Below are 6738 nucleotides of genomic sequence, written 5' to 3'. Positions count from 1 at the left end.
CGGCGGCCTTTGTCACGGCGGCCTTTGTCACGGCGGCCTTTGTCACGGCGGCCTTTGTCACGGCAGCCGGACCGACAGGGCGTGCCGGAAGACGTCGAGAGGGTCGAAGCGGGCCTTCACCCGCTGCAGCCTCGGGTAGTTGTCCCGGAAGTACAGCCGGTGCCAGGGAACCCCGCTGCCGTTGAGGCCCGGGTCGGTGAAGTCGGCGTCGGCGTAGTTGACGAACGCCCCGCCGTGGCCGCGGTCCGGGTCGGGGACGCCGCCCGTCCCGGCGAACAGCTCGTGGTAGGTCTCCCGGATCCAGCTCAGGTGCACGTCGTCCTCGCGGGTGTCCCACCAGAACACCGACCCGTACGCCTTGAGCACCGCGTCGCGGTGGGCCATCGCCGTGTCGGCCGGTCCGACGGCGTTGATCGCGCCGCCGTGGGAGAGCAGGTAGAAGGCGGCCGCCGGGTTCCGGTACGACGACTCGTCGGTGAGCCTGCGGTAGAGCCCGGCGATCGTGTCCTCCGGCCACGACGAGCGCAGGAAGGCGGCCTTCGACTTGAAGCGTCCCCTCACCCCGGCGTACTCGTCGGGGACGAGCGTGGCGGCCAGGAACGGGCTGGTCGAGACCTCCGTCTCGGGCGTCGCCCGCACGGCGCGGCAGACCTCGGCGACGAACGCGGCGGCGACCTCCGGCCCGGCGCCGCCGTCCTCGGCAGCGGTCTCCAGGGTGATCGGCCCGCCGCCGGCGCGGGGCAGGGTCAGGCTGTTGTCGAGCAGGGCGCCCGGGGCGCCGGGCCCGCTGTTGCGCTCGTGCCAGAGGGAGAAGGCGCGCACGAGCGCGACGAAGCCGTCCTCGTCCAGGTCGGCCCACTGCCAGCGCAAGGTCCTCCTGGTCACCGCGGCGGGCGGCGCGGGCAGCGCCCCCTCGCTCAACGCCCCCTCGCTCAACGCCCCCTCGCTCAGCGCCCCCTCGCTCAACGCCCCCTCGCTCAGCGCCCCCTCGCTCAACGCCCCCTCGCTCAACGCCCGCTCGCTCAGCGCTCCCTCGCTCAGCACCCGCTCGCTCCCCGGCAAGCGGAACAGGAACCGGGTGACGACGCCGAACCCGCCCGCGCCGCCGCCGGTGCAGGCCCACCACAGGTCGCGGTGCGGGTCGTCCGGCTCTCTGGTCGCCCGTACGGCACGCGCCCGCCCGGAGTCGTCCACCACGACCATCTCCACGCCGTACAGGTGGTCGACCGACAGCCCGTGGCGGCGCGAGAGCGCGCCGCCCCCGCCGCCCGGCACGTGGCCGCCCACGCCGATCTCGGGGCAGCGGCCCGCGGGCACGGTGACGCCCCAGCGCAGGAACAGGGTCCGGTACATCGACCCCAGGGTCGCGCCCGGCTCCACCGCGAACGCCCCGGTCTCCGGGTCGAGGCCGACGGCCTTCATCTCCGACAGGTCCAGCACGGTCTGCGTCCCGGGGTGGTCGACGAGCGCCTCGAAGCAGTGCCCGCCGCTGCGCACGGCGAGCCGCTCGCCCGCGCCCACCGCCTCCTGCACCGCCCGCACCACCTGCGCGGTCTCACCGGGAAGGACGATCTTCGCGGGGCTCGCCGGGAACCGGGCGTTGATGCCGCGGCGGGCCAGATCCGGGTAGCGGGGGTCGGCCTTGTCGACGATCAGGTGGGTCATGTCACTCCTCGTGGCGGGCGCGCCGTCCGGGGTGGTCGGCGTACCAGCGGACGGTCTCGGCCAGCCCGGACGCGAAGCCGACCCGCGGCCGGTAGCCGAGGGCGCGCAGCTTGGCGTCGTCCAGGGAGTAGCGCCTGTCGTGGCCCTTGCGGTCCTCGACGTGCTCGACCATCTCCCAGCCGGCGCCGCACTCCGCCAGCAGGCGTCCGGTCAGCTCCAGGTTGGTCAGCTCGGCCGTGCCGGCGACGTGGTAGACCTCGCCCGGCCGGCCTTTCTCGGCGACCAGGCGGATCGCCGCGCAGTGGTCGCTGACGTGGATCCAGTCGCGCACGTTGCGGCCGTCGCCGTACAGCGGGACCTTGCGGCCGTCCAGCAGGCGGGAGACGAACAGCGGGATCATCTTCTCCGGGTACTGGCACGGCCCGTAGTTGTTGCCGCAGCGGGTGATGGACACGTCCAGGCCGTGGGTGACCGCGTAGGCGAGGGCGAGCAGGTCGCCGCCCGCCTTCGAGGCCGCGTACGGCGAGCGGGGGCGCAGCGGGGCGTCCTCGGTCCACGACCCGGCGTCGATCGAGCCGTACACCTCGTCGGTGGAGACCTGCACAACCTTCGGCACCGCGGCCTCCAGGCAGGCGTCGAGCAGCGTCTGGGTGCCCAGCACGTTGGTGCGCACGAACACGGCCGCGCCCTCGATCGAGCGGTCCACGTGCGACTCGGCGGCGAAGTTGACCACCAGGTCGTGCCCGGGGACCACCTCCTTCAGCAGTCCGGCGTCGCAGAGGTCGCCGTGCACGAACGTGTGCGGCACGCCCTCCAGGTTGGCCCGGTCGCCCGCGTAGGTGAGCTTGTCCAGCACGGTGATCTCGGCGTCGGGCAGGGACCGGGCGAAGTGCGAGCCGATGAAGCCGGCGCCGCCGGTGATCAGGATCCGCCTCATGAGCTCAGCTGGACCTGGCTGTGGTCGCCCAGCACCAGCCGGTGGGCGCGGGGCGTGTCGGGCGCGGGGGTGACCTGGACCTCGTGGCCGATCAGCGACGCCTCCACCCGGGAGACCCCGGTGATGGAGGCCCGGGGGAGCATGATCGAGTACTCGATCTCGCTGGCCACGACCGCGCAGTCGGGCGAGATCGAGGTGAACGGCCCGACGTAGCTGCCCGAGACCCGGGAGCCGGTGCCGATGATGGCGGGGCCGACGACCCGGGAGCGCTCGACGACCGCCCCCCGCTCGACCACGACCCGGCCGATCAGCTCGCTGTCGCCGTCGACCCGCCCGTCCACCCGGCTCTCCAGCGACTCCAGCACCAGGCGGTTGACCTCCAGCATGTCGGTCACGTTGCCGGTGTCCTTCCAGTAGCCGGAGATGGTGAGCGACTCCACCCGGCGGCCCTCCTCGATCAGCCACTGGATGGCGTCGCTGATCTCCAGTTCGCCGCGCGCCGAAGGCTTCAGGTCGGCGACCGCCTCGTGGATCTCCGGGGTGAACAGGAAGACGCCGACGAGCGCGAGGTCGCTCTTGGGGTGCTGCGGTTTCTCCTCCAGGCCGACCACCCGGCCGGTGTCGTCGAGCTGGGCGACGCCGAACTGCCGCGGGTCGTTGACCCGGGTGAGCATGATCTGGGCGGACGGACGGTCCCTGGCGAACCGGGCGACGATGTCGTCGATGCCGCCGACGATGAAGTTGTCGCCGAGGTACATGACGAAGTCGTCGTCCCCGAGGTAGTCGCGGGCGATCAGCACGGCGTGGGCGAGCCCGAGCGGTGCGCGCTGCCGCAGATAGGTCACCTCGAGACCGAACCGCGAGCCGTCGCCGACCGCGTCCTCGATCTCGGCATGGGTGTCGCCCACGATCATGCCGAGTTCCCGGATTCCGGCGGCGGCCAGCGCCTCCAGGCCGTAGAACAGCACGGGTTTGTTGGCGACCGGCACGAGTTGTTTGGCGGAGGTGTGTGTGATGGGGCGCAATCTGGTGCCCGAACCTCCGGCGAGCATGAGTCCCTTCACCTGAATAAGGATAAAAATCGCTGCCGTCGTGCGTAATGGGGCACATTCATCTCCATGCGTGAAGGAATCATATTGACGGATATTTCTGGATTGATTGCGGCCGGATGCTGACCGCGATGCGTGTCACGATGGCGTCATGGCCAACACGCCCGGGCGCATGCTGCGTCTGCTGTCTTTGCTCCAGCACAGCCGCTACTGGTCGGGAGCCGAGCTGTGCGAGCGGCTGGAGATCAGCCCCCGCACCCTGCGCCGCGACATCGACCGGCTGCGCGAGCTGGGCTACCCGGTGCACGCGACGCCGGGCGCGCACGGCGGCTACCAACTGGAGGCGGGCACGGCCATGCCGCCCCTGCTGCTCGACGGCGAGGAGGCGGTGGCCGTCGCGATCAGCCTGCGCACCGCGGCCGGCGGTTCGGTGGCCGGCATCGAGGAGACCTCCGTGCGCGCCCTGGCCAAGCTGGAACAGGTGCTCCCCGCCCACCTGCGCCGACGGGTGTCCACGCTGCAGGACTACACCGTGCCGATCACCGTGCCGGGCCCCGTCGCGGACCCCGAGTGCCTCATGGTGATCGCGCAGGCGTGCCGCGACCGGGAGCGGCTCCGGTTCGGGTACGCCACCCGCGACGGCGCCGGGAGCAGCCGCTTCGTCGAGCCGTACCGGCTGGTCCACGTCGCCAGGAAGTGGTACCTGATGGCCTGGGACCTCAGGCGGGACGACTGGCGCACCTTCCGGGTCGACCGGCTCTCGGCGCCCTACCCGACGGGGGAGCGCTTCAGCCCGCGCGAGCTGCCCGCCGCGGACGTGGCCTCCTACGTGGCCGAGTCCATCACGTCGTCGCTGGCCCGCTACCGCGCGCTGATCACCTTCCACGCGCCGCTCGCCCGGATCGCCGAGCGTGTCAGGCCGCGCGACGGCATCCTCACCGAGGTGGACCAGGACACGTGCCGGCTGCTTACCGCCGCCGACTCGCTGCAGTGGCTGGCGCTCACCGTCGGCATGTTCGACGTCGAATTCGAGGTGCACGAGCCGCCGGAGCTGATCGAGTACATCCGCATGCTGTCAGGCCGGCTCGACCGGGCCGTTTCCGGCGGAGGCGGATAAAGCGGTCCAGTTTCCGTCGAGTACCCGTGGAGAATCGCTGGAGAAAACACTCCGCCGGACAATGCGGCCAAGAACTGACCGCGCCCGCGGCTATGGTCGGGAACATGACGAGTAACGGCACGCCAGCTATACGAACCGCAGGCCTGCGGAAAAGCTTCGGCGAGACGAAAGCCGTCGACGGGATCGACCTGGAGATCCCGCCCGGCGTCGTCTACGGCGTACTCGGCCCCAACGGCGCCGGGAAGTCGACGTTGATCCGCATGCTCGCCACGCTGCTCCGGCCCGACGGCGGCAGCGCCTCGATCTTCGGCCACGACGTGGTCGGCGAGGCCGACCGGGTACGGCGGCGCATCAGCGTGACCGGGCAGGCCGCCTCGGTCGACGACGCGCTCACCGGCACGGAGAACCTGATCCTCATGGGCAGGCTCCAGGGCTACGGCCGGCAGCGCGCGCGGGAACGCGCGGCCGAGCTGATCGCGGCCTTCGACCTGGGCCACGCCGCCGACCGGCTGGTCAGCACCTACTCGGGCGGCATGCGCAGGCGGCTCGACATCGCCGCCAGTATGACGGTCACCCCCGACCTGCTCTTCCTCGACGAGCCCACGGCCGGGCTGGACCCACGCAGCCGCAACCAGGTGTGGGACATCGTCAGGGCGCTGGTCGAATCCGGCACCACGATCCTGCTCACCACGCAGTACCTGGAGGAGGCCGACGAACTCGCCGGCCGCATCGCGGTCGTCGACCACGGCAGGATCATCGCCGAAGGCCCGTCGAGCGAGCTGAAGGCGTCGGTCGGCTCGGCCACGCTCCACGTGCGGCTGCGCGACCCCGGGCAGCGTCCCCGGGCCGGGGAGCTGCTGACCCGCGAGCTCGGCGTGCCGGTGCGCCTGGCGGCCGACCCGGCCCGCCTGTCGGCCGGGGCCGGTGACGGCGCACGCGTCATCCAGGCCCTGGGCGCCCTGTCCGGGGAGTCGATCGAGACCGTCGAGTTCGCCGTGCGGCAGCCCAGCCTCGACGAGGTGTTCCTGACGCTCACCGGCCGCAAGGCCGAGGACGCGCCGGTCAGGGAGGAGAGCAGAGCATGACATCGTCCACCCCGCGAGTCGCGGACCCCGTCCTGGCGGCCGTGTCCGTACGCGAGCGGCCGCCCCGCGCGAGCGCGCTGTCGGCCACGGTCACCCACCTGTGGCGCGGCGCGATGGCGTTCAAGCACTTCCCGGCCCAGCTCATCGACATGATGCTGCTGCCGATCATCTTCCTGCTGCTGTTCACCTACATGTTCGGCGGGGCCTTCGCCGGTTCCACCCAGGAGTACCTGCAGTTCTTCCTGCCGGGCATCGCGGTGCAGAGCGTCATCCTGATGACCGTCTACACCGGCACCGCGATCAACACCGACATCAACAAGGGCGTCTTCGACCGGTTCCGCACACTCCCGTTCTGGCAGCCCGCGGCCATCGCCGGCAACCTGCTCGGCGACGTGGTCCGCTACGTGATCGCCCTGTCGGTGACGATCGGGCTGGGGCTGCTGCTCGGCTTCCGGCCCGGCGGCGGTCTCCCGGGCGTGCTGGCGGCCATGGCCGTGCTGATCGTGTTCGGGTTCAGCGTGAGCTGGATCTTCGCCGCGATCGGCGTGGTGGCCAGCGTCCCCGAACGGGTCTCGGGCACCAGCATGATCGTGATCTATCCGCTGGTGTTCACCAGCAACATCTTCGTCCAGCCGGACACGATGCCGTCGTGGACCCAGACCCTGGTGCAGCTCAACCCGATCAGTCACGCCGCCACGGCGTCGCGCGCGCTGATGCACGGGACGGCCGGCTTCTGGGACGTCATGGGGGCGCTGATCATCTCGGCGGCGATCACGGTGGTGTTCGCGCCGCTCGCCGTCCGTCTCTACCGGAACAAGAACGCGCGCTGACGGGCTTCTCCGGGGACCGGAAAAGGCGGGCCGGCGGCTGATCTGCCGGCGTTCT

Annotated in this window: 6 protein-coding genes; 3 read left to right on the top strand and 3 right to left on the bottom strand. The window is 71.4% G+C overall.

Annotated elements, in window-relative coordinates:
• Positions 1-57 precede the first annotated feature (57 nt).
• The 3 genes from OUY22_RS05110 to OUY22_RS05100 are packed head-to-tail and all read right to left on the bottom strand — an operon-like array spanning position 58 to position 3666.
• Entirely contained in the window at positions 58-1665 is a 1608-nt protein-coding gene (locus OUY22_RS05110) for an FAD-dependent oxidoreductase (protein ID WP_270153575.1), read from the bottom strand.
• A 1-nt stretch (position 1666) separates the two neighbouring features.
• Positions 1667-2602: a dTDP-glucose 4,6-dehydratase gene (rfbB, locus tag OUY22_RS05105; protein WP_270153574.1), complete on the bottom strand. Its 936-nt coding sequence runs from the start codon at positions 2600-2602 to the stop codon at positions 1667-1669.
• Positions 2599-3666 carry a glucose-1-phosphate thymidylyltransferase gene (locus OUY22_RS05100; RefSeq protein WP_270153573.1) on the bottom strand — a complete coding sequence of 356 codons (1068 nt, stop codon included), beginning with the start codon at positions 3664-3666 and terminating at the stop codon, positions 2599-2601. Before OUY22_RS05100 ends, rfbB begins: the two co-directional genes overlap by 4 nt.
• A 136-nt stretch (positions 3667-3802) precedes the next feature.
• On the opposite strand from OUY22_RS05100, the gene OUY22_RS05095 reads away from it, so the two are divergent.
• The 3 genes from OUY22_RS05095 (at position 3803) to OUY22_RS05085 (ending at position 6683) form a co-directional block, all read left to right on the top strand.
• The gene (locus OUY22_RS05095) at positions 3803-4768 is read left to right on the top strand and encodes a helix-turn-helix transcriptional regulator (protein WP_270153572.1); all 966 of its coding nucleotides are present in this window, start codon (positions 3803-3805) and stop codon (positions 4766-4768) included.
• 104 nt (positions 4769-4872) lie between these two features.
• Positions 4873-5853 (top strand): ATP-binding cassette domain-containing protein, encoded by a 981-nt coding sequence (locus tag OUY22_RS05090; RefSeq protein WP_270153571.1) that lies wholly within the window; start codon positions 4873-4875, stop codon positions 5851-5853.
• The gene (locus OUY22_RS05085; RefSeq protein WP_270153570.1) at positions 5850-6683 is read left to right on the top strand and encodes an ABC transporter permease; all 834 of its coding nucleotides are present in this window, start codon (positions 5850-5852) and stop codon (positions 6681-6683) included. The genes OUY22_RS05090 and OUY22_RS05085 overlap by 4 nt, the downstream gene beginning before the upstream one ends.
• Positions 6684-6738 lie beyond the last annotated feature (55 nt).

Origin of the sequence: Nonomuraea corallina (assembly GCF_027620315.1) — a bacterium.
GTDB classification, from domain to species: domain Bacteria; phylum Actinomycetota; class Actinomycetes; order Streptosporangiales; family Streptosporangiaceae; genus Nonomuraea; species Nonomuraea corallina.
This window is presented reverse-complemented; position numbering and strand designations above follow the sequence as displayed.